A 26,085-nucleotide genomic window follows, 5' to 3' on the forward strand; every position below is an offset into this window, starting at 1 on the left:
TGCGCCGCCACGCTAGGGGGCTTCTGCTGAAGAAGTCCATACTTTGTCATCTGCGAGTTCAAAGTCCCGGCCCCGGGTTTCGTGGCCCTGACAGCCGCGGCATCTGCACGGCCGCAGAATCGATGCTGCTCAGCACGCGTGTCGGGGTCGACCGCGCTGCCCCGAAGCAGCCGGGGCCCCGGGCCCACGCTCAGGTGCCTGACGGAGAGGAGCACCCCCGGTCCCCGCGCCCGGGTGCGAACTGCCCGGCCCGGCAGCCTGGTTGGCGGCGTGCACGGGGAGGTGCCCGGAGGCCCGGACCCGGCGGTGACCGGGCCCGGGCGGCCTCCCGGCCCACGGCTTCGGCCGCCCGGTCACCGCGACACCGGTTCCGCCGAGCCGGACCGGCGCCGGGGCGGAACCGGACGGTGCGGGCGAGAGCGGCTCACGGCTTCCTGCCCTGGGTCCGGGGCAGCCTCGTGGCCCCGGCGGCGGCCAGCAGACAGAAGCCGAGCACCCACCAGAAGGTGTCGGCGAACGCCCAGGAGACGTCCTGGCCGCGGGCTGACAGCCTGCTCTCGAGCACCACGGCGAGGGCGGCGGTACCCACCGAACCCCCCACGGTGTTGAGCAGGTTGAGCGCCCCGGACGCACGGGGGAGCTGCTCGGGCTCGATGCGGCTGTAGACGATGTTCATCACGGGCGCGCCGACCATCGCCATCCCCAGGCCGCGGACCGCGAGCGCGGTGGCGATCACGAGGTCCGGGATGTCGTGGCCGAGCTGGGTGAACGGCACCGTACCCGCGAGGATCAGCACGATGCCGGTGACCACCAGGGTCCGCGGCGCGACCTTGTCGATGGTGCGGTTCACGAGCACCGACCCCGCTGCCGCGCCGAGCCCCTGAGGTGCGAGCAGCAGCCCGGCCTCCCACGCCGACAGTCCACGGCCGGTCTGGAAGTACAGCGGCAGCAGGAACATCGTGCCGAACACCGACGCGCCCAGTACGAGGAGCGCGAGGGCGGCGGCGCCGAAGGGCGGCCGGGCGAACAGCCGGGGATCGACCAGCGGTGTGCCGCGGGTCCGCAGCCCGTGCACGGTGAAACCGGCCAGCATGGCCAGCCCCAACGACACGCCGGCCACGGCGGGGAGGGTGCGGCCGTGTGCCACCTCGGTCAGCCCGTACACCAGCACGGCCAGGCCGGGCGAGAGCAGCAGAGCCCCGCGCAGGTCGAACGCCGTCCGCCGCGTCGACGGCGGCACCGCGGGCACGTGGCGGCGGGCGAGCAGAGCGGCGACCACTCCGATCGGCAGGTTGATCAGGAACAGCCACTGCCATGTCGCCACGCTGAGGATGGAGCCACCGGCCAGAGGGCCGAACACCGGTGACAGCAGCGGGACGACGGCGACGACACTGATCACGCGGCCGGTGCGACCGGGGCCCGCGACGCGGGCCAGCAACGCCTGCCCGGTCGCCGGCAAGAGCCCGCCGCCGAGGCCCTGGATCACCCGGAACACGATCAGGCTGGTCACGGACCAGGCCAGCGCGCACAGCACCGACCCGACCAGGAACACGCCCACGGCGGCCAGCCAGGTCCGCCGTCCGCCGAACCGGCCGGCCAGCCAGCCGGAGGCCGGGACGGCGGCGACGACGGCCAGCAGGTAGGCCGTGGTGACCCACTGGATCTCCGCGACGGACGCGCCGAACTCGTCGGTCAGGGCGTCCACTCCGACGCTGACGATGGTGGCGTCCAGCGAGGCCATGAAGGTGCCGAGTACCAGGATGAACGCGACCCGCAGCAGCTGCCGGTCCACACGTTCGACGGGCGGCGCGACGTCCCCGCTCATCGGTTGCCGTCCAGGAGATGGCGTACGTCGTCGTCCAGGTGCTTGTCCAGGGTCCGGAGCAGGCCGAGCAGCTCCTCGGCGAGGCCGTCGACGTCCGCTCCGGCACGGTGGGCGAGCACACCGGTCCAGCCGTCGCCGTCCGGCATGACCGTCAGGGTCACCGGGTGGTGCGTGGACTCGCGGAAGCGGGTGCCGACGACCGTGAGCCCGGGGGCGGGTTCACGGAGGCGGTCCGGGTCGACGGGGTAGTTCTCGAACACGACCAGGCTGTCGAACAGCCTGCGCCGTCCGGTCAGGCGTTCCAGGTCGGACAGGGCCACGTGCTGGTGCTCCACGAGGGCCCTCTGACGGGCCTGGAGGTCGGCGAGCGTCTCGGCGAGCGTGCCACCGAGCTGTGCCCGTACCGGCACGGTGTTGGCCAGCAGCCCGATGATCTCCTCGACACCCTCCAGCTCGGGGGGACGGCAGGCGACCATCGCGCCGAAGCAGACGTCGGTCCGCCCCGAACGCCGCGCGAGCAGCACCGCCCACGCGCCCTGGACCAGCGTGTTCCGGGTCAGACCGCGCTGCGCGGCGAGACGGGTGAGGTCGGCGACGAGTGCCGCGTCGAACTCGATGACCTCGGGCGCCGGCCCTGCCGGACCGACTTCGCCGCCGCCGAGGTAGTCGCCCTCGGGCAGGCCGTCCAGCTCGGCCGTCCAGGCACCGAGGTCGGGCTCGTGGTCGGCGCACCATCGCAGATAACCGGCGAACGGCACCGGGGCGGGCAGGTCCGGAGCCTCGCCGCGGAGCCGCGCCGTGTAGAGGGCGAACAGCTCGGTGAGGATGCGCGGGGCCGACCAGCCGTCGGAGAGGACGTGATGGCTGGTCATGACCAGGTCGGAGCGCTCGGGACCGCGCCGGATCACGGTCAGGCGGACGAGCGGGCCCCGGTCGAGGTCGAAGTCCTCGGCCAGGTCGGCGGCCAGCACCTCGTCCACCGGCCCGTCGGTCACACGGAAGTCCGGCCGGGGCGACGTGGGGATCACCGCCAGGGAGGCGGGGAACACGGCGCCCAGGTTCGGGTGGCGGTCCAGCAGGTCGGCCCCCGCGGCGCGCAGTGCGTCGATGTCGAGCGGTCCGGCGAGGGAGAACGCCGACTGCACCGTGTACGGGTCGGGGCGCTCGGTGCGCGAGTGCCGCAGCATCACCTCCTGCAGCGGGGTGAGCGGCTGCACTTCGGCGGCCTGGCGGTCCGGACCGAGCTCCGTGATCTCGGGCACGGCGGCGGTGCGCAGGAGCGCGGCCCGCAGGTGCCCTGCGAGGTCCTCGATCTCGGCGGCGGTGAACAGCGCGGAGGGCCAGGTGATCCGGACCCCGAGCATGTCGTCGCGTACGAGGGCGTTGACCATCAGGCTGTGGGGCAGGGGCATGGCGTCCGAGCCGCCCGAACCGAGCGGATCGGCGTCCGGGGGCGCCTGCCACGGCGTCTCCCGAGCCGGAGCCCCGGGGTACTGGCCGAGGTAGTTCCAGGCGACCTCCGGTTCCACGGGGTCCAGCAGACCCGCCGCGGTGAGGATCCCGTGGCCGAGGCCGTCGCCCTGGGCGCGCAGCCGCTCCCTGACCGCCTGGACGTCGTCGTCCGCGTCGAGCAGCACGGGGTGGACGGCGGTGAACCAGCCGACCGTCTGGGACAGGTCGACCTGCCGCGGACGGCCGTGGCTCTCCAGTGCGACCAGGAGACGCTGCGTCCCGCGCCAGTCCCGCACCGCCTGGGCGAGCGCCCTCAGCAGTACGGCGTCCGGCGTGGTGCGGTAGGCGGCGGGCAGCGTCGTGATCAGGGCTCGGGTCGAGTCGGCGTCGAGCCGGATCTCGTGGTGGGCCGCGGTGGTCACGGTGTCCCGGGCGGTGTCGAGCGGGCGGGTGAGAGCCTCGGTGGCCGTCATCCGCTGCCAGTGGGGCAGTTCGGCGCGCCGGTCGGCGTCGTGCAGGGACCGCGCCCAGCCGAGGAACGACTGGCCGTGCCGGGCCAGCGCACCACCGGAGTGGGCGTGTTCCACGTCGTCGAGCAGGACACGCCAGGACACTCCGTCGACGGCCAGGTGGTGGGCGACCAGGACGAGCCGGCCCGGCCGGTCCGGTCCGGCGTCCACCCACACCGCGCGCAGCAGCGGGCCGGTACGGGGGTCCATCGACTCCCTGGCCGCCGCGGTCGCGGCGTCGGCGGCGGCTCGCGGGTCGCCGTCAGCCGGCACGCGGGTCAGTACGTCGGCCCCGGTCACCTGGCCGACGGCCGGGATACGCAGTACGTCGCCGGCCAGGTGGGCCCGCAGCACGTCGTGCCGGGCCACCAGCGCGTCGAGCACGGCCTGCCATGCCGTCTCGTCACCCCCCGGCGGGACACAGATCTCCACCCACTGGCAGAACCCGTCCGCGGCGGCTCCCGCGCGGCGGAACAGGTCCCGCATGACGGGGGTGAGCGGTGCGTCCCCGACGGCGGGTGCTTCGGCGCCGTCGAGGTCGCGGGCGCGGGCGGCTATCCCGGCGACCGTCTCGCCTTCGAACACGTCCCGCGCCATCAGGCCGAGCCCTTGGCGCCGGGCCCGCGACACCACCTGCAGCGACACGATGCTGTCTCCCCCGACGGCGAAGAAGTCGTCGTCGAGGCCGATGTCGTCGGTGCCCAGGACGTCACGGAACACGCCGAGCAGCACTGCTTCGGCCTCGGTGGCCGGTGCTCGCCGCGCCGCGGCCGTGGTCTCCGGAGCCGGCAGGGCCGAGGCGTCGAGCTTGCCCCCGGGGCTGAGCGGCAGCCGGTCGATCGGGACGAGCACCGTCGGCACCATGTGGTCGGGCAGCTGCTCTGCCAGGTACGAACGCAGCCGAGCGGTGTCCAGGTCCGCTTCGTCGGTGGGGATGACGTATCCGACGAGCCTGCCCTCCCGCATGATCACGGCGCAGGCGCGTACGTCGGGATGGGCGGTCAGGGTGGACTCGATCTCGCCCAGCTCGACCCGGAAGCCGCGGATCTTGACCTGGTGGTCGGCGCGCCCGAGGAACACCAGCTGCCCGTCCGGGCGCCACCGCACGAGATCGCCCGTGCGGTAGAGGCGCTCCCCCGGCGGGCCGAACGGGTCGGCGACGAACGTCGCCGCGGTCAGGCCGGGTCGGCCGAGGTAACCACGGGCCAGGCTCGGCCCGCCGAGGTACAGCTCACCCGTCACGCCGACACCGACCGGCTGGAGGCCCCCGTCGAGTACGTACGCGCGGACGTCGGGGTCGGGGCGGCCGATCGGCAGCGGACCGGCGTCGTCGGGGTCGTACCGCCACAGCGTGGAGTTGATGGTGACCTCGGTCGGGCCGTAGGCGTTGAACAGGGCCCTGCGGCCCTGCCCCCAGCGTCGTGCCAGTTCGGGGTCGAGGCGCTCGGCGCCGACGACGAAGAACACGTCGGGGTCGACGGTGCGGTCGTCGGGCATCGCGGCCAGGAACGAGGGAAGCAGGTTCACCCCGGTCACCCGGTGTTCGACGATGTAGTCGAGGAGTTCGTCGCCGGGGACGCGCACCTCCTCGGGTGCGATCACGGATGTGCCGCCGGAGAGCAGCGGCACCATGGTCTGCCAGAACGCGACGTCGAAGCTGGTCGACGCGAAGTGCAGGTAGCGGTCGTGCTCGGTGATGCCGACGACCTCTTCCTGGAGCGCGATGAGGTCGGGCACGCCCCTGTGGGTCACACCGACACCCTTGGGCCGCCCGGTGGTGCCGGAGGTGTAGATGACGTAGGCGAGCGCGTCCTCGGTGAGCGCGGCACGTGCCTCCGCCGGGTCGGTGTCCGGCACCGATGCGAGCGTGTCCGGGTCGTCCAGCCGCAGTACGGGGACGTCGCGGTCCACGGGCAGGGCGGCACCGGTGGTCACGGCGGCGGCCGGGACGATGTCGTCGAACATGTAGGCGAGCCGCTCGCGCGGGTAACTCGCGTCCATGGGTACGTACACGGCGCCCGCCTTGATCACGCCGAACAGGGCCACGGTCATCTCGATGTCGCGTCCGAGTAGGACCGCGACCGGGTCCTGGGGCCGGACTCCGCGCGCGATCAGCGCGTGGGCGAGCCGGTTGGCCCGGCGGTCGAGCTCGGCGTAGCTGAGGCTGCGGTCGCGGCAGACCAGCGCCTCGCCGTCGGGCTTGCGGCCCACCCAGGCGGCGAACTCGTCCAGCCAGTGGCCGCGGGCCTTCGCCGCGACGGTCTCGGTGCCGGTACGCAGCATCCGGTCACGCTCGTCGGCGTCGAGCGCCGGCAGCCGGACGGCGGGCCGTGCCGGGTCGTCGACGATCTCCTGGAGGAGGTTGTGCAGCCAGCGGCCGTAGTCGCGCACGGTCGACGCGTCGAAGGCGCGCGGCTGGTAGCCGAGGCCGATGGTGATGTCGTCGCCGGGGATCACGATGACGGTCAGCGCGTAGTGGGTGGCGTCGGTGATGTCCACCCCCGTGAGGTCGAGGCCGGGGGCGAGCGGGGTGCGGTTCCGGCTGGAGAGCGGGAAGTTCTCCATCACGAGCATGGTGTCGAAGAGTTCGCCGATGCCCGTCGCCCGCTGGATCTCGGGCAGACCGACGTGGTGGTGCTCGGCCAGGGCGACGCTCTCGGCGTGCACCTGTGCCATGAGGTCACGCGCGGTCGTGTCCCGGGTGTGCCGGACGCGCACGGGGATCGTGGTGCCGAGCTGGCCGATCATCGACTCCACTCCGTCGACCTCGGCGGGCCGCCCGGAGACCGGGCAGCCGAAGACGACGTCGAGGCGCCCCGTGAGCCGGCCGAGCAGCAGTCCCCAGGCCGTCTGGAGCACCGTGGTCAGGGTGACGCCCTCCTCACGGGCGAACGCGCGGAGCCGGTCGCTGAACTCGCGGCCCAGCCCGACGGTTTCGCGGCCCGGCCGCTCGATGCCGGTCCCCCCGGTGACGGCGGGTGCCAGCCGCGTCGCCTCGTCGACACCGGCGAGGGCGTCCCGCCACGCGGCGAGGGACGCCTCCCGGTCCCGGTCCGCCAGCCACCGGAAGTACTCCGACAGCGGCGGAGCGGTGGGCGCGGCGGGACCGCCGCTCAGTTCGGCGTAGAGGGCGAGCAGGGTACGGCCGACCAGCGGCATCGACCAGCCGTCGAGCAGGGCGTGGTGGTTGGTGATCACCAGCTTGTGCTCGGCGGGCCCGACGCGGGACAGCAGGAAGCGGATCAGCGGCGCCCTGTTCGGGTCGAAGGGGCGCTCGAGATCGGCGCGGGCGGCTTCGGGGAACCGGTCGTCCGCGCGCCAGTCCAGGGTGACGTCGGCGGGGATCACCTGCACCACCTCGTCCCCGGCCGTGCCCAGGTGGACACGCAGGGCCGGGTGGCGGCGCAGCAGTTCGCGTGCGGCCTCGGCCATGCGGTCCGGGTCCAGCTCGCCGACCAGGGTGGTGACGGCCTGGACGACGTAGACGTCGGTCTCGTCGTCGTCGCGGACCATGGTGTGGAAGGACAGCCCGACCTGGAGCGGGGTGGCCGGGAGTACGTCGGCGATGCGGCCCGTGCGTTCGAGGGCGTCGATGGCGCTCTGGTCGAGATCCAGCAGCGGGAGGTCGGACGGGGTGAGCCCGCCCGTGGTGTGCAGCGCGTGCGCGGCCAGCGTGTCCAGAGCAGCGGCCCAGGCGGTCTGCAGGGCTGTCACGACGTCGGCGCCGAGGACTCCGGTCGCCGCCGTCCACTCCACGGCGAGCCGTGGCGCGCCTCCTTCGTGGACGAAGCAGTTGAGGGCCAGCACCTGTTCCAGGGCCTTGGCGTCGGGCTCGGTCACCGAGAAGGCGTCGTGGTCCGGCAGACGCCATCCGGTCGCGGCCAACGGGGCGAAGCGGCCGAGGTAGTTGAGCAGTACGTCCGGGGGTGGGGTGGCCGAGAGTTCGGCGGCCGCCTCCGGGTCGAGGTACCGCAGGACGCCGTATCCGACGCCGCCGTCGGGCACACCGCGCCTGGCCTCCTTGGCGGCACGCAGGGCCCGCCCCGCGGCGTCGGACGCGGGAACGCGGACCGGGTACTCGCTGGTGAACCAGCCGACCGTGCGGGACAGGTCGAGGTGTTCGCGGCCGTGGCCCTCCATCGAGACGGTCATCTCGTCACCGGAGAGACCCCAGTTCCGCAGGGTGAGCACGAGCGCGGCGAGCAGCACCTCGTCGACTCCGGCGCGGTACGCCGCGGGCAGGGTGGTCAGCAGCGCCTCGGTGACCTCGGGCGAGGCCACGGTGACCGAACGGTGGGCGGTCGCGACCGTGTCGCGCGCCGGGTCCAGCGGGCGCGCGCCGAGCCGGGACGCGGAGGCGAGCGCGGCCCGCCAGTGGTCGAGTTCGCCCCGTCGCGCGCCGGACGTCCCCTGGCCGGCGAGCAGCAGGGCGTGCCGCCGCCAGGACGATCCGATCGGGTCGAGGGCGCCACCCGTGCAGGCCGTGTGCAGGTCGGGCAGCAGGACGCGCCAGGACACGCCGTCCATGGCGAGGTGGTGCACGACGACGATCAGCCGGTCCGGTGTGCCGTCACCGGTGCGGAGCAGGGCCACTCGCAGCAGGTCGCCCGTCCTCGGGTCGAGTTGTCCCGCCAGCCGCCCGGCCAGGGCGGCCACCGCCTCACCGCGGACCTCTTCGACGACGGCCCGCACCGCGCCGCGGGGCAGCACGTCGAGCCCGTCGTCCGCCCGCAGGCGCAGGGCGTCGTGGTGGTCGAGCACGGTCTGTACGCCGGTGAGCAGGGCGTCGTGGTCGAGAGCGTCGACACTCAGGGCTGTCCACTGCGCGTATCCGGCCACGACGTCCACGTCCGGGTGCGGATCGAGCAGTCCCCGTACGATCGGCGGCGCGGGCACGGCCCCGATCGGGTCGTCGAACGGCTCCGGCACGTCCTCCAGCAGTTCGGCGGAAGCGGCCAGCGCGGCGAAGCTGCGGCGTGCCAGCAGGTCCCGTGGCCGCAGCCCGAGGCCGGCGGCCCGCAGCCTGCTGCTGACGGTGATCGCGGTGATGCTGTCCCCGCCGAGGGCGAAGAAGTCGTCGTCCACGCCGACCCGTTCGACCTCGAACGCCTCGGCGAGCACGGAGCAGAGCAGACGCTCCCGCTCGGTGCGCGGCTCCCGGCCGCCGCCGGCCGCCGCCGGAGCGGGCAGGGCGGCGCGGTCGAGCTTGCCGTTGGGCGTGACCGGCAGCGCGGCCAGCACGACCACCGCCGCGGGCACCAGGTGGTCGGGCAGCCGCTCGGCGAGCTGTGCACGCACCGCCTCACCGGTGACCGCGGTGGACACGACGTAGCCGATCAGCCGGGACGACAACACCCTGGCGGCCGCCGCGGTGACCCCGGGGATGGCTGCGAGGGCTGCCTCGACCTCGCCCGTCTCCACCCGGTGTCCGCGGATCTTGACCTGTCCGTCGCCACGGCCTCCGTACACGAGGCCCCGGCCGGGCACCCATCGGGCCAGGTCGCCGGTGCGGTACATCCGCTCCCCCGGTGCGCCGAACGGGTCCGCGACGAAGCGCTCCGCGGTGGCTCCGGGCCTGCCGAGGTAGCCGCGGGCCAGGTGCGGCCCCGCCAGGTAGAGCTCACCCGTCGTGCCGGGGGGTACCGGCTGCAGCGCGCTGTCCAGCACATAGGTCCGGGTGCCCGCGAGGGGGTGGCCGATCGCCGGCTCGCCTTCGTCGATCCGCGCGGTGGTGCTGTCCACGGTCGCCTCGGTCGGCCCGTAGATGTTGCGCGCGGTCGTCCCCGACCCGGCGACGCGCTGCCACAGGGCGGGCGGGGTCGCTTCTCCGCCGAGGACCAGCAGGGTCGGCCGCCGGTCCAGCAGGCCGCCCTCGACGAGCGGCAGAGCCATCGAGGGGGTGGTGTCCACGACGTCGATGCCGTCGCGGTCGTACGCGGCGAGCAGGGCGTCGGCGTCGCGGATGGTCTCGGCGTCGTAGACGTGCAGTTCGTGGCCGCACAGCAGCCACACCAGGTGGTCGAACGCGGAGTCGAACGCGAAGGAGTAGGTGTGAGCGGCGCGCAGGCGCCTGCCTGCCGCCTGCTCCGCCTCCGCGACGACCGTGGCCCGCTGGTGGTGCAGCAGCGCGGCCAGGCCGCCCACCCGGCCGAGTACGCCCTTGGGGCGCCCGGTCGATCCGGAGGTGTGGATCACGTAGGCGAGGTGTTCGGGGTGCCGGGGCGCGGCGAGTTCACCGTCCGTCAGCGGTGCGCCGGACAGACCGTCGGACTCGCCGAGCAGGGTGCTCCACGGCAGGCCGTCGAGCGTGCCGTCGGTCACCACCAGCGCGGGGCGGGTGTCCTCGACCAGATCCCGCAGCCGCTCGGGCGGGTAGGCGGCGTCCAGGGGCAGGAAGGCCGCGCCCGCGTCCATCACCGCCAGCAGGGCGGTCACCGAGTCGGCCGAGCGCGGCAGCGCGAGGGCGACGACGTCGTCGGGCCCGATCCCGCGGGCCCGCAGCGCACGGGCCAGCCGGTGCACCCGGCCCGCCAGGTCCGCGGCGCTCAGCCGCTCGTCACCGCAGACCAGGGCGGTGTGCCCGGGCCCGGCGGCGGCCATCGCGTCGAACGCGGTGGGTACGTCCACCGGCGTGCCGGGCAGCGCGGGCGGGCACCAGGCCGCCATCAGCGTGTCGACCTCGTCCGTCATGGCGATGTGTCCGACGGCCCGGCCGTCGACGAGCGCGGTCAGCAGGGTCCGCAGCCCGGCGAGCAGGCTGTCGACCGCCGGCTGGTCGTGGGTCCGGGCATCGACCTCGAAGCCGAGCAGCAGACCGCCGTCACGGGTCGGCAGGACGCTCAGGCCCATGTCCTCGGGCGGGCCGCCCGCGACGTTGCGCATCACACCGCCGGACCCCGCGAAGTCGATCGCCAGGTCGAACGCCTTGAGGTTGATCCCGCGTCCGTGCAACAGCGCGCCGGCGCCGGGCACGCCGAGGTCCCGCGGCAGGTCCTCGCCCCGGTACCGCTGGTGGTCGCGCATCTCGCGCATGGCGGAGGACACCCGCCGGCTCAGCTCGCCGAGCCGGTCACCGCCGCGCACGGTCACGCGCAACGGCAGCACGTTGACCGCCATGGCGGGGGTGCGCAGCTCGACGCCGCCCGTCCGGCACATCAGCGGCAGTGCGAACACCACGTCGGTGCGGGCCAGCGTGCGGTGCAGGAAGGCGGCGTAACCGGCGATCAGAGCCTCGCCCCAGGTGACGCCCTCGCCGTCGGCGAACTCCCGTAGCCGGGCGGTCTCTTCGGGCGTCAGGACGGCGCGGGCGGTCAGGGTGCGGTCCGGCACGCCGTCGGCGGTGCCGGCGGCGTCGTGGGAACCGAGTTCGGGGAGCGGGGTGAACCGCTCGACCCAGTACGCGCGGTCCTCGGCGAACCGGTCGCTGTCCCGGTACGCCTGGTCGGCGGCGACGAGGGCGGCGAAGCTGCCGAAGGTCGACTTCGCCGGCTCGCTCCCCCGCACCAGGGCGGTGTAGCGGGCACCGGTACGGCGGGCGAGCATCGCGGCGGTGTAGCCGTCGAAGACCAGGTGGTGGCCGAGCTGGGTGTACCAGACCTCGCGGTCGGAGAGCCGGATGACGGTCCGGGAGTAGAGCGGCCGGTCCACCATCCCCCGGCATTCCTCACCCGCCCGCGCCCGCTCGGCCTCGACCAGCGCCTGGGCGGCGGCCGTGGGGTCGGGCGCCGCGCTGACGTCGATCACCTCGGGCCGCTCGACGGGCTCCTCGCTGACCCTCTGGCGTGGACCGTCCGGAGTGTCGTACACCCGCAACCGCAGCGTCTCGGCCTCTTCGGTGGTCGCCCGGACCGCCTCGACCAGCGCGTCGACGTCGACCGGCTCGCTGCCGGTTATCTCCACCACGTCGCCGACCACGTAGTACGGCGAGTCCGGCTCGAGGCGCTGCGCGTTCCAGATGCCCGACTGGGCTCGGGTGAGGGGGAGGAGGCCGTCCGAGGAGGAGACGCTCGCGGTGGTCAACTTACTCTCCTTGAAGTGTGGGAACGATCATCGGTGTGCCGGTCACCGGGTCGGGGACGATGACGCTCGGCAGGTCGAAGACGTCCTTGATCAGGGCGGCGTCCACGATGTCCCCGGGGACGCCCTCGGCGACCACCCGGCCGTCCCGCATGGCGACCAGGTGGTCGGCGAACCGGCAGGCCTGGTTGATGTCGTGCAGCACGGCGATCACCGTGCGGCCCTCGTCGCGCAGCCGCGCCAGCAGGCCGAGCAGCTGGTACTGGTGAGTGATGTCCAGGAACGACGTCGGTTCGTCCAGCAGCAGGTAGGGCGTCCGCTGGGCCAGCACCATGGCTATCCAGACACGCTGGCGCTGTCCGCCGGACAGTTCCTGCACCGGCCTGCCGGCCAGGTCCTCGACCCCGGCGGCGGCCATCGCCTCGGTGACGGCCTCCTCGTCCTCCGGCGACCACAGCGCCAGCAGCGACTGGTGCGGGAACCGTCCCCTGCTCACGAGCTGCCGGACCTTGATGTCCTCGGGGGCCAGCGGGTCCTGCGGCAGGAAACCGAGTTGCTTGGCCAGTGTCTTGGGCGCGTAGTCGCCGACGGCACGGCCGTCGAGTTCCACCTGCCCGGCCTCCGGCCGCATCAGCCGCACCAGCGCGCGCAGCAAGGTCGATTTCCCACAGGCGTTGGGGCCCACGATGGCGGTGAACGCACCGTCGGGCACGTCGAGGCTGAGCCGTGTGGACACGACCCGGTCTCCGTAGCGCAGGGTGATGTCCCGCGCGGTCAGGCGTGCGGTCACGCGCGCCTCACCTCCTTGGTCAGCAGCCAGATCAGATAGCAACCGCCGATCGCGGTACTCACCACTCCCACGGGCAGCGCGACGGGCGCCAGCAGCATCTGGGCGAGCAGGTCGGCGCCTTGGAGCAGAACCGCCCCGGTCAGGGCGGCCGGGAGCAGCGGTACACCGGCCGCGCCGGCGAGCCGGCGGCCGATCTGTGGGGCCGCCAGGGCGATGAAGGCGATCGGACCGGCGACCGCGGTCACCGTGGCCGTGCAGCCGACTCCCACCAGCACCATGAGCAGCCGCAGCCGGTTGAGCCCGACGCCGGTGGCCGTCGCGACCGCGTCACCCAGCGATGCCTGGTGCATGGCGTGCGCCCGCGTGGTCATCAGGATCAGCAGTACGGCGATGAGCGCGAACGGGATGGTCAGGTCGTCCCAGCTCACCCCGTTGAGTGAGCCCGCGCTCCAGCCGACGGCGGCGATCGCCACCTCCAGCTCGGCGCGCAGCACGATCCACGAGTTGACCGCGGTCATCATCGCGTTCACCGCGATACCGATCACGACCAGCCGCAGTCCGGAGAAGCCCCGTTGGTACGCCAGCAGGTAGATCGCGGCCGCGACGGCCAGCCCGCCGGTCACGGAGCCCGTGGCCAGCTGCGCGGACGTGCCGGACAGGACGGTGATGGCGACCAGAGCACCGGTGTAGGCGCCCGCGTCGAGCCCGATGACGTCCGGGCTGCCCATCGGGTTGCGGGTGAGGTTCTGGAAGATGGCACCCGCCACGCCGAGCGCGGCACCGAAGACGAGGCCGGCCAGCACCCGCGGCAACCGCCAGTCCGAGATCACCACGGAGCGGTCCGCGCCGGTCAGGACGGCGAACACCTCGCCGGGGGAGGCCCATGACGCGCCGTAACAGAGCCCCAGCAGGCCCAGACACAGCATCAGGGCGACCATGACCGCGATCAGTACGGCGGTGCGTCGTTCGACCTTCAGTTTGGATGTGTTCACAGTGATCCCGCCCCGTAGCGGCGAACCGCCCAGATCAGCATGGGGCCGCCGAGGAACGCGGTCACGATGCCGACCGGCACCTCACCGGTGGGCAGCAGCACCCGCGACCCGATGTCGGCGACCAGCAGCAGCACGGGCCCCAGCACCATCGCGTAGAGAATCAGCCAGGGCACCGAACCCGCCGCCGGCTTGCGGACCAGGTGCGGCACGATCAGGCCGACGAACAGGATCGGCCCGGCCACCGCCGTCGCCGCCCCGCAGAGCAGGGTGATCAGGACGAGCGCGGCGGCCCGCACCCGGCCCACTCCCGCGCCCAGGGTCTGCGCGACGTTCTCGCCCAGCGCGAGAGCGTTGAGCGCCCTGCTCAGCAGCAGCGCCCCGGCCAGGGAGACCACGATCGCGGCCACCGGCAGGGCCAGCGGCGCCTGTTCGCGGGCCGCCAGCGACCCGACCGACCAGAACCGGTACATGTCGAAGACGTCCGGGAGCATCAGCCGCAGGCCGAGTGCGACACCGCTCAGCACCGCGGTCAGGGCGACGCCGGTGAGGACCAGGCGCAGCGGCGAGCGGCGCCCGACGGCGGTGACCAGCAGCGCGGCGATCACGGAGCCGATGACCGCGAAGCCGAGTTCGCCGGCCTGCCCGGCGGCCAGTCCGAGTGCCGAGCCGATGGTGATGGCGAACCCGGCACCCGCGGTGACCCCGAGGATGCCGGGCTCCGCCAGCGGATTGCGGGCCAGCGTCTGGATCAGCGCGCCGGACACCGCGAGCGCGGCGCCCACCGCGACGGCCAGCAGCGCTCGGGGGCCTCGTACATCACGCACGATCACGTGGTTGTCGGTGCCCTGGTAGTCCAGCAACGCGCGCACGACGTCGCCCGGCGGGACCGGGTGCGCGCCGACGCCCATGCTGAGCACGGCGACCGCCGTCAGCAGCACCAGACCGCCGACGAGCAGGCCGACCTGCGGTGCGACGGTGCGCTCGGCCCCCGCCGGACCGGACGCGCGACCCGCGACGGTCATCGCTTGAGCAGCGGAGCGAGCGACGTGTCGATCGCGTCCAGGGTGTTCATGGCGGACCCGTAGGTCGCGGCCTCGGTGTAGCGGATCGGGAAGGTCTTGCCGGCCTTGACGGCGGGCAGGTTCTTCCACAGCTTGGAGTCGAGGACGTACTGGACCGCTTCGGAGACGCTGCCGTCGGCGTTGACGGAGTAGGTCAGGGCGTCGGCCTCGGCGAACGCGTCCGGGAGCTCCTCGATGGACGGGTACTCGCTGACCGCGGCGGAGCCGGGGCCCGCCTTCTTGACCTTGCCGTAGTACGTCGCACCGACGTCCTCGGTGATGTTGGTCCCCCACGAGCCGCCGAACTCCCGGTGGAAGTTGCCCTTGGCGACCTCGCCGTACGCACCGACGTGTCCCAGCTTCAGCTGGGGCAGCACGCCCGCGTACTTCGTCTTCAGCTCGGCGGCCTTCGCCTCGTACGTCTTCTGTCCGGCGTCGAACTTCTCGAGGGCGCCGGCCGCGTCGGCCTGCTTGCGGGACAGGTCGCGCCAGGCGGACGGCAGGGACGGGCCGATGGCCACGACGGGGGCGATCGACTCCAGCCGCTTGACGTCGATGTCGCCGAGCACGGGGGCGGGGACACCGATGACGATCAGGTCGGGCTCAGCCTCGGCGATGGCCTCGTAGTTGGTCTCGGCCGCCTGCTCACCCGCCACCTTGGTGAGCTTCTTGTACTCGGCCAGATCCTCCTCGCTCATCATCGGCTCGCCGCGCTTCCACGAAGAGATCCCGACCAGCGGGGCGTCGGCCTCGATGAGAGCGGGCACGGCGTAGCCGGTGGCCACCACACGCTTCGGGTCGGCGGGGATGGTGATCTTGCCGTTGTCAGCGGCGAACACCCGGGTCTCGGCCTTCTCCGAGGCCTTGGACCCACCCTCCTCCGAAGAGGACCCGCATCCGGCCAGCATCAGGCTCAGCGACAGGACGCCGACGAGGCCGGAGGTTCTGCGTATGGACATGCAATGCTCCTTGAGATTTAGGTAAGGCTTACCTTAGTTGATGATTTCACGTCCGGACACCCCGGAAGCGGCATCGAGCCCGCCCCCCGTCCGGCCCGGCTCGTCAGTGGTCGTCCTCGTCGAAGTCGGAGACCCCGCGCTTCCAGTAACCGGTGATGTCGTAATCGGCCTTCTCCAGCCGCAGTTCGTCGCGGACCCAGCGGCGCAGCGGCTTGATCTGGCCCGCCTCGCCCGCGACCCACACGTACACCCGCTCCCCGTCGGGCACCGTCACCCCGGTCACGGCCCGCGCCAGGGCGTCGCCGTCTCCCGCCGACGGGCCGGCGGTGTGCAGCCAGCGCACCTCGACGCCCTCGGGCGCGGACAGTTCGATCTCCTGCGTGGCGTCGGAGACTTCGACGAACGCCCAGCCCTTGGCACTCCTGGGCAGCTCCTCCAGCCAGCGCGCGATCGCAGGCAGGGCCGTGAGGTCGCCCGCGAGCAGGTAGCGGTCGTAGGAGTGCGGGACGATCAGCCCGCCGGGCGGCCCCGCGAGGTGCATGACGGCGCCCGGCCCTGCCTCACGCGCCCAGTCCGCAGCCAGACCCCCGTCGTGCAGGGCGACGTCGATGTCGATCTCTCCGGCGACGGGGTCGTAACGGCGCACCGTGTACTGCCGCGAGCGGAGCACCGACCCCGCCCAGCGCAGCATGGTCCCGTTCGGTTCGGGCAGCCGCAGCGAGCCGTCGGCCTCCGGGAAGAGCAGTTTGACGTGTTCGTCCGGCGAGTGGGCCTCGAACCCTTCCGTGCCCGCCCCGCCCAGAGTCACCCGCAGCAGGCCGGCCCCGACCATGACGGTACGCACGACACGGGTCTCCCGGATGCCGATCGGGTAGCCCACCTTCTCGGCGTGCAGGCCCGCCCGGACCTCCGCGATGCGCTCCAGGTGCCGGTTACGGTGATCAGCCAGCCTCATGCGTTCCCACCCGTCAGCAGCTCGGTCCAGTGAGCGAGTTCGGGCTGCTCGGCGAGGTCGGGGTACTCCAGCGTGGCCGCCCCCGCTGCACGCCAGCGCTCGACCAGGACCATGGTCCGCACCGAGTCGAGGCCCAGGTCGGTCAGGTTCTCGTCCGGCTCGATCTCGGCCGGGTCGCAGCCGAGCAGTTCCGCGACGTCGGCGCGGACACGTTCGGGTGTCAAGGTCTGGCTCATCGGATGACTCCTGCAGGTACGGCGCCGACAGCGCGGCCGGCGCGACAGTGGTGGTGGTCACGGCGCCACAGCACCGGACGGCGAACGCCCGGACGCGCGTCCGCGGGAGAGGCCCGGCGAGGGTGTCGGCCACCGGGAACGGCCGGGCGCCGCGCGCGGGATACTCCGACCCGGTGGCGGTGTGACGGGGTGCCGCCGGCGGACGCAGCGGCGAGCACGGCGACACGCCCGGGCCGCCCAACCGGCCGGCCCGGCGCCCCGCCCGGCCTTGCAGGCCGCGCCGCCCTCCACGTTCCGAGCCAACAGGAACACTCCCTCCCCCTCATAAGCCCAGGCGAGGCTAACCTAACTTGAAGCCCGCTGACGCCGAGGCCCGAAAGTTGATCAACGCCGCACGGGCACCCCGCCCCGCCCACCGGCGGACCCCCGGGCCCGTTCGGCCACCGCCCCGCCCGTGGCCCGCGTCGTAACCGAAGCCACACCGGACGGATCGGCGACCCCCTGTCCGGACCCGCACAACTGAGGTTACCCTTACCTAACATCTCGCCAGGAGGTTACTCGTGCCTCAGCACATACCGCGTTCGGACAGGGAGTCCGACGACCGTGCTGTGTCCTGGCGTCCGGCAGGGGTCCCGCCTGTCACCGGTATGCCGCACCGGCAGATCCGGGGACGGGTCGCAGGCCGGCAGGGCATCGGCGAAGCCGCGGCCACGCCGACCTCGGATTGCCCCGCCACATCACCGTGCGGGAACCGTACGCCGGCGACGGGGACGCTTCGCTGAATCCCCCTCAGCTCCGCCGCACTCCCGTCTCCCGCATCCGCTGACGGAACCATCGAGAATGGAGTCCCCGTGTCGCCGGCATCCCAGGCCGCCACCCACATACCCCCGGCAGGTCCGGCCCACCCGGTCATAGGCGCGGCCACCTCGCTTCTGGACGCCTACACACCGGGCGCCCATTTCCTGGCGACCCCCCGCCGCACCCTGCTGGCACACGGAGTGGCACGCCAGGTTCCGCACGACGAGCGGACCTTGGACGAGCGGGTCAGCGCGACCCTGGCCGAGGCCGGTGCGGCCGGACAGCACTCGCCCGTGGTCATCGGCGCCATCCCGTTCGACCACGACGCACCAGCAGCCCTGAGCGTGCCGGCGGCACCGCGCATCGCGCTGCCGCTCGCCTCCGACCCGCTGATCGCCCTCCCCGCGGGCGTGTCCGGCTCGGCGGACTGGCGGATACGCCCCGTGCCCGGCCCGGACGTCTACGGAGCGGGGGTCGCCTCGGCCGTGGAGCGCATGCGGCGCGGGGAGTTCAGCAAGGTGGTGCTGGCCCGCACGCTCGAACTCACGTCCCGCGTCCCCCTCGACCTGCCCGTGATGCTCCAGCGCCTGGCCCGTCGGGACCCCGCCGGCTACACGTTCGCGCTGCCGGCCGGGGACGGCCGCACACTGATCGGCGCCAGCCCTGAACTGCTCGTCTCCCGGCAGGGGCGACAGGTGACAGCCAATCCGCTCGCCGGGTCCGCCCCGCGCAGCCCCGACCTCGCCGAGGACGTGCGCCGGGCGGCGACGCTGCTGGAGTCGGTCAAGGACCTGCACGAGCACGCCGTCGTGGTGGACGCGGTCCACCGGTCGCTCGCCCCGTACTGCACCGAGCTGACCGTCCCCGCCCGGCCGACGCTGATCCGTACCGCCACCATGTGGCACCTGTCCACCACCGTCACCGGCACGCTCGCCGCCCCTGACACCTCGGCCCTGGCACTCGCCTGCGCCCTGCATCCCACCCCGGCCGTCTGCGGCACGCCCACCGTGACGGCCCGTCAGGTCATTGCGGACACCGAGCCGTTCGACCGCGGGTTCTTCACCGGCATGGTGGGGTGGGGCAACGCGCAGGGTGACGGCGAATGGGTCGTCACGATCCGCTGCGCCGAGGCCGAGGAACGCACGCTGCGGCTGTACGCGGGTGCCGGGGTCGTCGCCGCGTCCGATCCGGAGGCCGAGACCGCCGAGACGGCGGCCAAGTTCCGGACCTTCCTCAGTGCGGTGGGGGCCGAGCTGTGAGCACGGAAGCCATTCCCCGGACGACGAGATCCTGGTGGTCGACGACCAGGACCGCGAGGTGGCACCGGGCGGAACAGGGCACCTGCTGACCCGGGGGCCTACACGATCCGGGGCTGCTGGAACGCCCCGGACCACAACACCCGTTCCTTCACGGAGGACGGCCTCTACCGTACCGGGCACATCGTCCGGGTCACGGCGAGCGGCCGTCTGATCGTCGAGGGACGCGCCAGGGACCAGATCAACCGGGGCGGCGAGAAGATCGCCGCCGAGGAGGTGGAGAACCACATCCTCGCCCACCCGTCGGTCCACGACGCCAACGTGGTGGCGAAGCCCGACGCCTACCTGGGCGAGCGCATCTGTGCGTACGTGATCCTGCGCCCGGGCGCCGAACCCCTCAAAGCCCTTGCCGTCAGAAGATTCGTACAGCGCCGGGGACTGGCCGCCTACAAGATTCCGGACCGTGTCGAGTTCGTGGACGCGTTCCCGCAGACCGGAGTCGGCAAGGTCTCCAAGAAGGACCTGCGCGCCGCCGCCGCGGGCCACGCTCCCCCCGCCCCGGACGCCTGACACCCCGGGCACCACGCCCGGGAGGACGGTCATCCCTCCACGGCATGCCCGCGGACCGGCCCCGTGTGACATGGCCGCGGGCTGACCGCCGGCCCGCGGCGGGGCGTTCCGCGAAGGGAACGTCCCCGCCGGACCGGCCGCCCGAGTACGCCCCGGAGCCTCGTCACGGCACCGGTGGGGTGGGGGCGGGTCGGGTCTCAGATCGTCGCGGCGTCGATCACGAACCGGTACCGGACATCACTGTTCAGCACTCGCTCGTACGCCTCGTTGATCTCGGACGCACCGATCAGCTCGATCTCCGCACCGAAGCCGTGCTCCGCGCAGAAGTCCAGCATGTCCTGGGTCTCCTGGATGCCGCCGATACCGGAACCCGAGAGGGACTTGCGGCCGCCGATCAGGGAGAAGAGGTTGACGGAGATCGGCTCCTCCGGGGCGCCGACGTTCACCAGCGCACCGTCCGTCTTGAGGAGGGAGAGGTAGGCACCGAAGTCCAGCGGCGCGGATACCGTCGACAGGATGATGTCGAACGTCCCGCGCAGCTCCTCGAAGGTCTTCGGGTCACTGGTGGCGTAGTAGTGGTCGGCGCCGAGCTTCAGCCCGTCGTCCTGCTTGCGCAGGGACTGCGAGAGGACGGTCACCTCCGCACCCAGCGCGTGCGCGATCTTGACACCCATGTGCCCGAGGCCGCCCATGCCGAGGACGGCGACCTTCTTCCCGGGACCCGCGTTCCAGTGCTTCAGCGGGGAGTACGTGGTGATACCCGCGCAGAGCAGCGGCGCGGCCTCGTCGAGCGACAGGCCGTCGGGTATGCGCAGCGTGTAGTTCTCGTCCACGACGATGTGCGTGGAGTAGCCCCCGTACGTGGGGTCGCCGTTCTTGTCCAGGGCGTTGTACGTGCCGGTGTTCCCCTTGACGCAGTACTGCTCGAGGCCCGCCTTGCAGTTGTCGCACTCGCGGCAGGAGTCGACCATGCAGCCGACGCCCACGCGGTCGCCCACTGCGAACCTGGTGACGCCGGAGCCCGTCTCGGTGACGACGCCGGCGATCTCGTGGCCCGGCACCATCGGGAAGATGCCCTGCCCCCAGCCGTCGCGGGCCTGGTGGATGTCCGAGTGGCAGATGCCGGCGAACTTGATGTCGATCAGGACGTCGAACTCGCCGACCGCGCGACGCTCGACAGTGGTGCGCTCCAGCGGAGCATTGGCGGAGGACGCGGCGTACGCGGCGACAGAAGTCATGCGGGAGTGTCTCCTAAGGAGTGGTCCTGCGCCCGGCAGCTTTCGGTCCGGGCACGCCGTCCAGCCTGCCCCACCTCACGGTTTCCACCCAGGCCACGGCTCTGCGTACGTCCAGTGGTCCTACTACTGGCGGGGTCAGGATGGCGTGCGTACGACCGTGGATACTGGACTCATGGACGAGCAGCCTGTACCCCCGCGGCGGCCCGCCGGTGGCCATGGCCCCGGTGGCGGCACGGGGCACGCCCTCGACCGGCGCGCCGAACTGAGCGAGTTCCTGCGCAGCAGGCGTGCCCGGCTGAAGCCGGAGGATGTGGGGCTGCCGGACTACGGGCGGCACCGGCGGGTCCCGGGGCTGCGCCGCGAGGAGCTGGCCCAGCTGGCCGGAGTGTCCGTGGCGTACTACACACGTCTCGAACAGGGAAACGGGCAGAACGTGTCCGGGGAGGTGCTCGGCGCGATCGCGTCCGCGCTGAGGCTGACGGACGCCGAGCAGGCGCATCTGATGCACCTCACGAAGCCCAGGCAGCACAAGAAGAAGCCGTCCATGCGGCAGCAGCGGGTGCGTGGCACGCTCTGTCAGCTGCTCGACACGATGGAGGGCGTACCCGCGTACGTCATCGGACGGCGTTCCGAGATCCTCGGCTGGAACCGGATGGCCGCTGCCGTCTTCGGCGACTGGTCGGAGCTGCCGCAGCAGGAGCGGAACTGGGCGCGGCTGGTGTTCCTGAACCCGGAGTACCGCGAGCTGTTCGTCGAGTGGGACCAGAAGGCGTCGGACATCGTCAGCTACCTGCGGATGGACGCGGGCTGTCATCCCGACGACCCGCGCCTCTCGGCGCTCGTCGGGGAGCTGTCCGTGAAGAGTGAGGAGTTCCGGCGGCTGTGGGCCAGGCATGACGTCAAGGAGAAGAGCCACGGCGTCAAGCGGCTGCATCACCCGCTGGTCGGGGAGCTGTCGCTGGCCTTCGAGACGTTCGCCCTGCCCGACGACGCGGAACAGTCCATGATCGCTTATCACGCCGAGCCGGGCTCCCCGTCCGCCGAGGCCCTGCGACTGCTCGCCAGCTGGGGCACGGACGCCACGCGCGCCGGTACGTCGGTTCCCGGGAGGCAGTAGGCGTTTCCCGAGGTCCTGCACGGGGCCCCGGTCAGGACCCGGCATCGCCGGTGTCCGGCCGTTCGATCGGCCGCGTCCCGTCCTGGACCAGGCTGTACGCTGCGGGGATGCAGTCGTCCGCCTCTCCCTCCTCCGCGCGGTCCGGCCAGGCCGCGGCTCCTGCCCAGCGTGGGCTCCTGACGGAACGGATCGCGCGGGAACTCGAGCATGACATCCGGTCCGGTCACATTCCCGTCGGCACGAAGCTCTCCTCGGAGCGCGAGCTCGCGGCCCAGTTCGGCGCCAGCAGGAACGTGGTGCGCGAGGTCCTGCGGCGGCTCGAGGCCCAGCATCTGATCGAGGTCGCACCGGGGCGCGGCTCCTTCGTGCGTGAGCAGACGTCGGGGCAGGCCAGAGGGTACGACGCGTTGTACCGGGCGGGCCGGCCGACCGTCCGGCAGCTGATCGAGGCCCGGCTGCCGCTCGAGGTCGAGATGGTCCGCCTGGCGACCGAACGTGCGACGGACGAGGACATCGAGGCGATGCGGTCCGCGCGTGACGCCCTCGAGTCGGCGAGCGACGTCGTCGTGAAGGCCCGCGCCGACATGGCTTTTCACGACGCCATCGCCGAGGCGAGCAAGAATCCGGTCCTCAGGATCATGCTCTCGTCGATCAGCGGGATGATGTTCGAGATGATGCTCCGTTCCAACTCCGACCCCTCGATCGGCGAGCCCGGTGTTCCGCACCACCCGGAGATCTTCGAGGCTGTCGAGGCCCGTGACGCGGACCTGGCCTGTGAACGCATGCGGGAGCACTTGATGCTCGGTCTGCGCACCTACGGCAAGGATCTCGACATCCAGGTCGACATCATGGCGCGCAACCACATCGAAGCGCTGCTGGACGAGACCGGCAACCGGTAGGGCTCGGCAGCGGGGCGGGCGGCAGCGGGACCACCGGGTCACCGGGTCACCGGGTCACCGGCCACGAGCCTCCGCGGGCAGCGCGACGCCTCGATGAATCCGGGACCCCGAAGGGCTGTTCGGTACGCCTCTCTCCTGCTAACGTCCCTCTGGTTCAACTGGTCCTACCAGTTGGGCCAGACGAATCGGAGCTCCCGAGGAGGCCACCCCCCTGGTGAGCAAGACGCACGACAGCGCAGAGAGAGACGAGGACAACGATGTCCACGAGCAGCCAGCTCCTCAGCCGGCGCTCCTTCGGCAGGCTGGCGGCAGGAGTCGCGGGAGCCGCCGGGATGGGGGCGCTCGGCGCGTGTACGACCGGGGGCGGGCGGCCCGGCGCCGACACCCCGCTGCGGATCATGGCGATCAACCACGTGTGGTCCCAGGCGATCCGCCGCCGGACGAAGGAGTTCGAGGAGCGCATCGGACGGCGGGTGTCCATGACCCTGCTCACCGCGGACCAACTGGCGAGCAGCTACAACGTGAAGCTCAACGCCTCGGGCACCGACGTGGACGTCATGATGGTCCGTGCGCTCCAGGAGCAACTGCTCTTCGCGCACAACGGCTGGCTGGCCGACCTGACCGACCGCGTCACGCAGGACCAGGACTTCGCCTGGCCGGACTTCCAGGAGGCCCCGCGCGAGGCCTCCTTGACCGCGGGCAGGGTACTCAGCGTCCCGGTGGTGACCGAGCGCCCGGCGCTCTACTACCGCAAGGACCTCGTGGAGGGCCTCGGCGGACCGCCGCGCACCCTGGAAGCGCTGATGTCCGCCGCCGAGGAACTCACCGAGAAGAAGAAGGGCCTCTACGGCTTCGTCGGCCGGGGGCAGCGCAGCGGTGCCGTGTCCCAGTGGTCCAGCTTCCTGTACTCCCACGGCGGGGACTTCGTCGTGCGGGGCCGGTCCGGAATCGGCTCGCCCGAGGCTCTCGCCGCGTACGAGTACTACGGCCGGCTCCTGGCGAGGACGGGCCCGCCCGGCGCCACCAACATGAGCCTCGAACAGGCCATGCCGATCTTCGCGCAGGGCAAGGCCGCCTTCTACATCGACGCCGACGCGATCTACAGCAGCTTCCTCGACCCACAGGTGTCGACCGTGCGGGAGACCGTCGGCTTCGCACCCTTCCCTGCCGGACCGGCCGGCGCGCGGCCGCACAACATCCCGTCCTGGAGCCTCGGCATCAGCAAGTTCAGCCTGCTGCGCGACGACGCCTGGGAGTTCATCAGGTGGGCCGCGGGCACCGAGGTGACGGCAGCGCTCCAGAAGGACGGCATCCCCGGCGCCCGCGCCTCGGTGTGGTCCGACCCCGCATCTCTGGGCTCCTTCCCGCCGGACCTGGCCGAGGCCATGCGGCTGAACGCCGAGAGGGGCCTGGGCTACGACAGGCCCCGCGTCCTGCAGGTCGGCCGGGCCAGGGACATCGTCGGGCGGCCGCTGGTCGCGGGCATCCTCGGCGAGGACGTGCGGCCGGCCGCTCGTGACGCCGATGCGGAGTTCGCCGATTTCCTCGTCCGCGACAACCGCCACAAGGAGTCCTGATGTCCACCACAGAGGTCTCCCCGGTCCGCGGCGCCGCCGCGTCCGGGACCGGGCCGGCCCCCGCGCGCCGCACCCCCCGCACGTTCGAGCAGGCCAACCGACGTCTCAAGTGGACGATGCTCGCCCCGGCCCTGCTGTTCGTCGGCCTCATGATCATTTTTCCGCTGGTCTACACCATCAACCTCAGCCTGACCGACGCCTTCGGCGCGGTGAACGCCGGCAAGGCGCACATCGGCCTCCGGAACTTCACCGACGCGCTCGGCGACACCCGCCGGTTCTGGCCCGCCGCGCAGCGTACGGTGATCTTCACGGCCGGGGCGGTGATCCTCGAGACGGTGCTCGGTCTCGCCCTGGCGATGCTCATGCGCAAGCCGTTCCGGGGCATGCGGTGGGTGCGTACGGTCCTGATCATCCCGTTGCTCACCACGCCGGTGGCGATCGGCATCCTCTGGCTGTTGATCCTCGACCCGACCAACGGCATAGCCAACCACCTGCTCGCCGGAATCGGACTGCCCCGGCAGGAGTTCCTGGGCTCCGTCAGCCAGTCGCTGCCGACTCTGATGCTGATCGACGTCTGGCAGTGGACGCCCATGATGACCCTGCTGCTGCTCGCCGGGCTGACCACGCTGCCCGAGGAACCGGAGGAGGCGGCCCGCGTCGACGGGGCGAACGGCTGGCAGCGGTTCAGGCACGTCGTGCTGCCCATGCTCGGCCCGACGCTCGCCACCGCCCTGGTACTGCGCGCCGTGGACGCCCTCAAGACCTTCGACATCCTCTACGCCACCAAAGGGGCGGGTGGCGGCTCGGACTTCGAGGTGGAGACCCTGAACGTCTACGCCTACGGGCTCACCTTCGACTACCAGGAGTACGGCCTGGCCGCCGCCGTCCTGGTCCTGTTCACACTCTTCATCATCGGCGTCGTGGTGCTGCTGCGCCGCCGGGGCGGAAGGAAGACCGCATGAGCGCCACCGTCGTCCCCGCACCCGTCCCGGCACACCTGCGGCGCCGCAGGGTCCGGTCGTGGCTGCGCGGCATCGCCATCGCCGTCGTGACGCTCGTCTTCGCGCTGCCCCTGGTGTGGATGTTCGCCGCCGCGTTCAAGACCAACGTCCAGGTGACCGACCCGTCCGTGGGGCTGTGGTTCAGCCCCACCCTCGAGAACTTCCGGAACATCGTCGAGGCCGGGCAGATCCTCCGGTCGATGGGCAACTCCCTGCTGGTCGGCGTGGTCTCCACCGTGCTCTCCGCCGTCATCGCGGTGCCCGCCGCCTGGGCGGTCGGACGGTTCGACATGCACCGCACCGGATCGCTGATCCTGGTCGCGCGCATCGTGCCCGCGATCTCGCTGCTCGTCCCCTGGTACTACCTGTTCGCGCAGATGGGCCTCGTCGGCTCCTACACCGTGCTGATCCTCAGCCAGATGTTCGTCTCCGTCCCGCTCATCATGTGGATCATGATCAGCTTCTTCGCCGGCCTGCCGGTCGAGCTGGAGGAGGCCGCGCGCACCGACGGCCTGAGCGCCTTCGGAGCCTTCTGGCGCATCGCGCTGCCCCTCGCGGCCCCCGGGACGGCGACCGCCTCGCTGCTCGCCTTCGTCTTCAGCTGGAACAACTTCATGTTCGCGCTGATCTTCGCCGACGACCGCACCCAGACCGTGCCGGTGACCCTCTTCAACTTCATCTCGTACGCGAGCACCGACTGGGGCGGCCTGATGGCCGCAGCGACGCTCATCACCGTCCCCGTCGTCCTGGCCGCCGTCCTCGGACAGAAGTACCTGGTGGCCGGCTTGACCTCGGGCGCCACCAAGGGCTGAACGACCCTCACCACCGCATTCT

Annotated in this window: 15 protein-coding genes and 1 pseudogene; 7 read left to right on the forward strand and 9 right to left on the reverse strand. The window is 72.2% G+C overall.

What is annotated here, in order from left to right:
* Positions 1–424: 424 nt before the first annotated feature.
* From OO67_RS20650 to OO67_RS20685, 8 genes are all read right to left on the reverse strand, one after another.
* Positions 425–1,825 carry an MDR family MFS transporter gene (locus OO67_RS20650; RefSeq protein ID WP_033302509.1) on the reverse strand — a complete coding sequence of 467 codons (1,401 nt, stop codon included), beginning with the start codon at positions 1,823–1,825 and terminating at the stop codon, positions 425–427.
* Positions 1,822–11,805, reverse strand: coding sequence for a non-ribosomal peptide synthetase (locus OO67_RS20655; RefSeq protein ID WP_033302511.1), 9,984 nt, complete (start codon positions 11,803–11,805; stop codon positions 1,822–1,824). The genes OO67_RS20650 and OO67_RS20655 overlap by 4 nt, the downstream gene beginning before the upstream one ends.
* A gap of 1 nt (position 11,806) precedes the next feature.
* Positions 11,807–12,592 (reverse strand): ABC transporter ATP-binding protein, encoded by a 786-nt coding sequence (locus OO67_RS20660; protein ID WP_033302512.1) that lies wholly within the window; start codon positions 12,590–12,592, stop codon positions 11,807–11,809.
* Entirely contained in the window at positions 12,589–13,530 is a 942-nt protein-coding gene (locus OO67_RS20665; RefSeq protein ID WP_106972782.1) for a FecCD family ABC transporter permease, read from the reverse strand. The genes OO67_RS20660 and OO67_RS20665 overlap by 4 nt, the downstream gene beginning before the upstream one ends.
* A 50-nt stretch (positions 13,531–13,580) precedes the next feature.
* Entirely contained in the window at positions 13,581–14,606 is a 1,026-nt protein-coding gene (locus tag OO67_RS20670; protein ID WP_033302515.1) for a FecCD family ABC transporter permease, read from the reverse strand.
* Positions 14,603–15,604: an ABC transporter substrate-binding protein gene (locus OO67_RS20675; protein ID WP_033302517.1), complete on the reverse strand. Its 1,002-nt coding sequence runs from the start codon at positions 15,602–15,604 to the stop codon at positions 14,603–14,605. Before OO67_RS20675 ends, OO67_RS20670 begins: the two co-directional genes overlap by 4 nt.
* 103 nt (positions 15,605–15,707) lie before the next feature.
* On the reverse strand, positions 15,708–16,559 hold the full coding sequence (locus OO67_RS20680) for a siderophore-interacting protein (protein WP_033302518.1): 852 nt from the start codon (positions 16,557–16,559) through the stop codon (positions 15,708–15,710).
* Positions 16,556–16,795, reverse strand: a complete 240-nt coding sequence (locus OO67_RS20685) for a phosphopantetheine-binding protein (RefSeq protein WP_033302519.1) — start codon at positions 16,793–16,795, stop codon at positions 16,556–16,558. The genes OO67_RS20680 and OO67_RS20685 overlap by 4 nt, the downstream gene beginning before the upstream one ends.
* 851 nt (positions 16,796–17,646) lie before the next feature.
* Here OO67_RS20685 and dhbC point away from each other — a divergent pair.
* Together dhbC and OO67_RS36885 are read left to right on the forward strand one after the other, a co-directional pair.
* On the forward strand, positions 17,647–18,852 hold the full coding sequence (dhbC, locus tag OO67_RS20690) for an isochorismate synthase DhbC (RefSeq protein WP_033302520.1): 1,206 nt from the start codon (positions 17,647–17,649) through the stop codon (positions 18,850–18,852).
* 13 nt (positions 18,853–18,865) lie between these two features.
* A pseudogene (locus tag OO67_RS36885) lies at positions 18,866–19,419 on the forward strand (AMP-binding enzyme); the annotation flags it as partial.
* 197 nt (positions 19,420–19,616) lie between these two features.
* Here the strand turns inward: OO67_RS36885 and OO67_RS20700 are convergent.
* A complete protein-coding gene (locus tag OO67_RS20700) occupies positions 19,617–20,657 on the reverse strand; it encodes an NAD(P)-dependent alcohol dehydrogenase (RefSeq protein WP_033302522.1) in 1,041 nt (346 codons plus the stop codon).
* Positions 20,658–20,829: 172 nt separating this feature from the next.
* Here OO67_RS20700 and OO67_RS20705 point away from each other — a divergent pair, with 172 nt between their 5' ends.
* The 5 genes from OO67_RS20705 to OO67_RS20725 all read left to right on the forward strand — a co-directional run bounded on the left by OO67_RS20705 (position 20,830) and on the right by OO67_RS20725 (position 26,063).
* A complete protein-coding gene (locus OO67_RS20705; RefSeq protein WP_033302523.1) occupies positions 20,830–21,774 on the forward strand; it encodes a helix-turn-helix transcriptional regulator in 945 nt (314 codons plus the stop codon).
* 107 nt (positions 21,775–21,881) lie between these two features.
* A complete protein-coding gene (locus tag OO67_RS20710) occupies positions 21,882–22,673 on the forward strand; it encodes a FadR/GntR family transcriptional regulator (protein WP_033302556.1) in 792 nt (263 codons plus the stop codon).
* Between the two features lie 257 nt (positions 22,674–22,930).
* The gene (locus tag OO67_RS20715) at positions 22,931–24,250 is read left to right on the forward strand and encodes an ABC transporter substrate-binding protein (RefSeq protein WP_033302524.1); all 1,320 of its coding nucleotides are present in this window, start codon (positions 22,931–22,933) and stop codon (positions 24,248–24,250) included.
* Positions 24,250–25,212, forward strand: a complete 963-nt coding sequence (locus OO67_RS20720; RefSeq protein WP_033302525.1) for a carbohydrate ABC transporter permease — start codon at positions 24,250–24,252, stop codon at positions 25,210–25,212. Before OO67_RS20715 ends, OO67_RS20720 begins: the two co-directional genes overlap by 1 nt.
* Entirely contained in the window at positions 25,209–26,063 is an 855-nt protein-coding gene (locus tag OO67_RS20725) for a carbohydrate ABC transporter permease (RefSeq protein WP_033302526.1), read from the forward strand. The genes OO67_RS20720 and OO67_RS20725 overlap by 4 nt, the downstream gene beginning before the upstream one ends.
* Positions 26,064–26,085: the final 22 nt, after the last annotated feature.

The organism is Streptomyces atroolivaceus (assembly GCF_000717025.1).
Taxonomy (GTDB): domain Bacteria; phylum Actinomycetota; class Actinomycetes; order Streptomycetales; family Streptomycetaceae; genus Streptomyces; species Streptomyces atroolivaceus.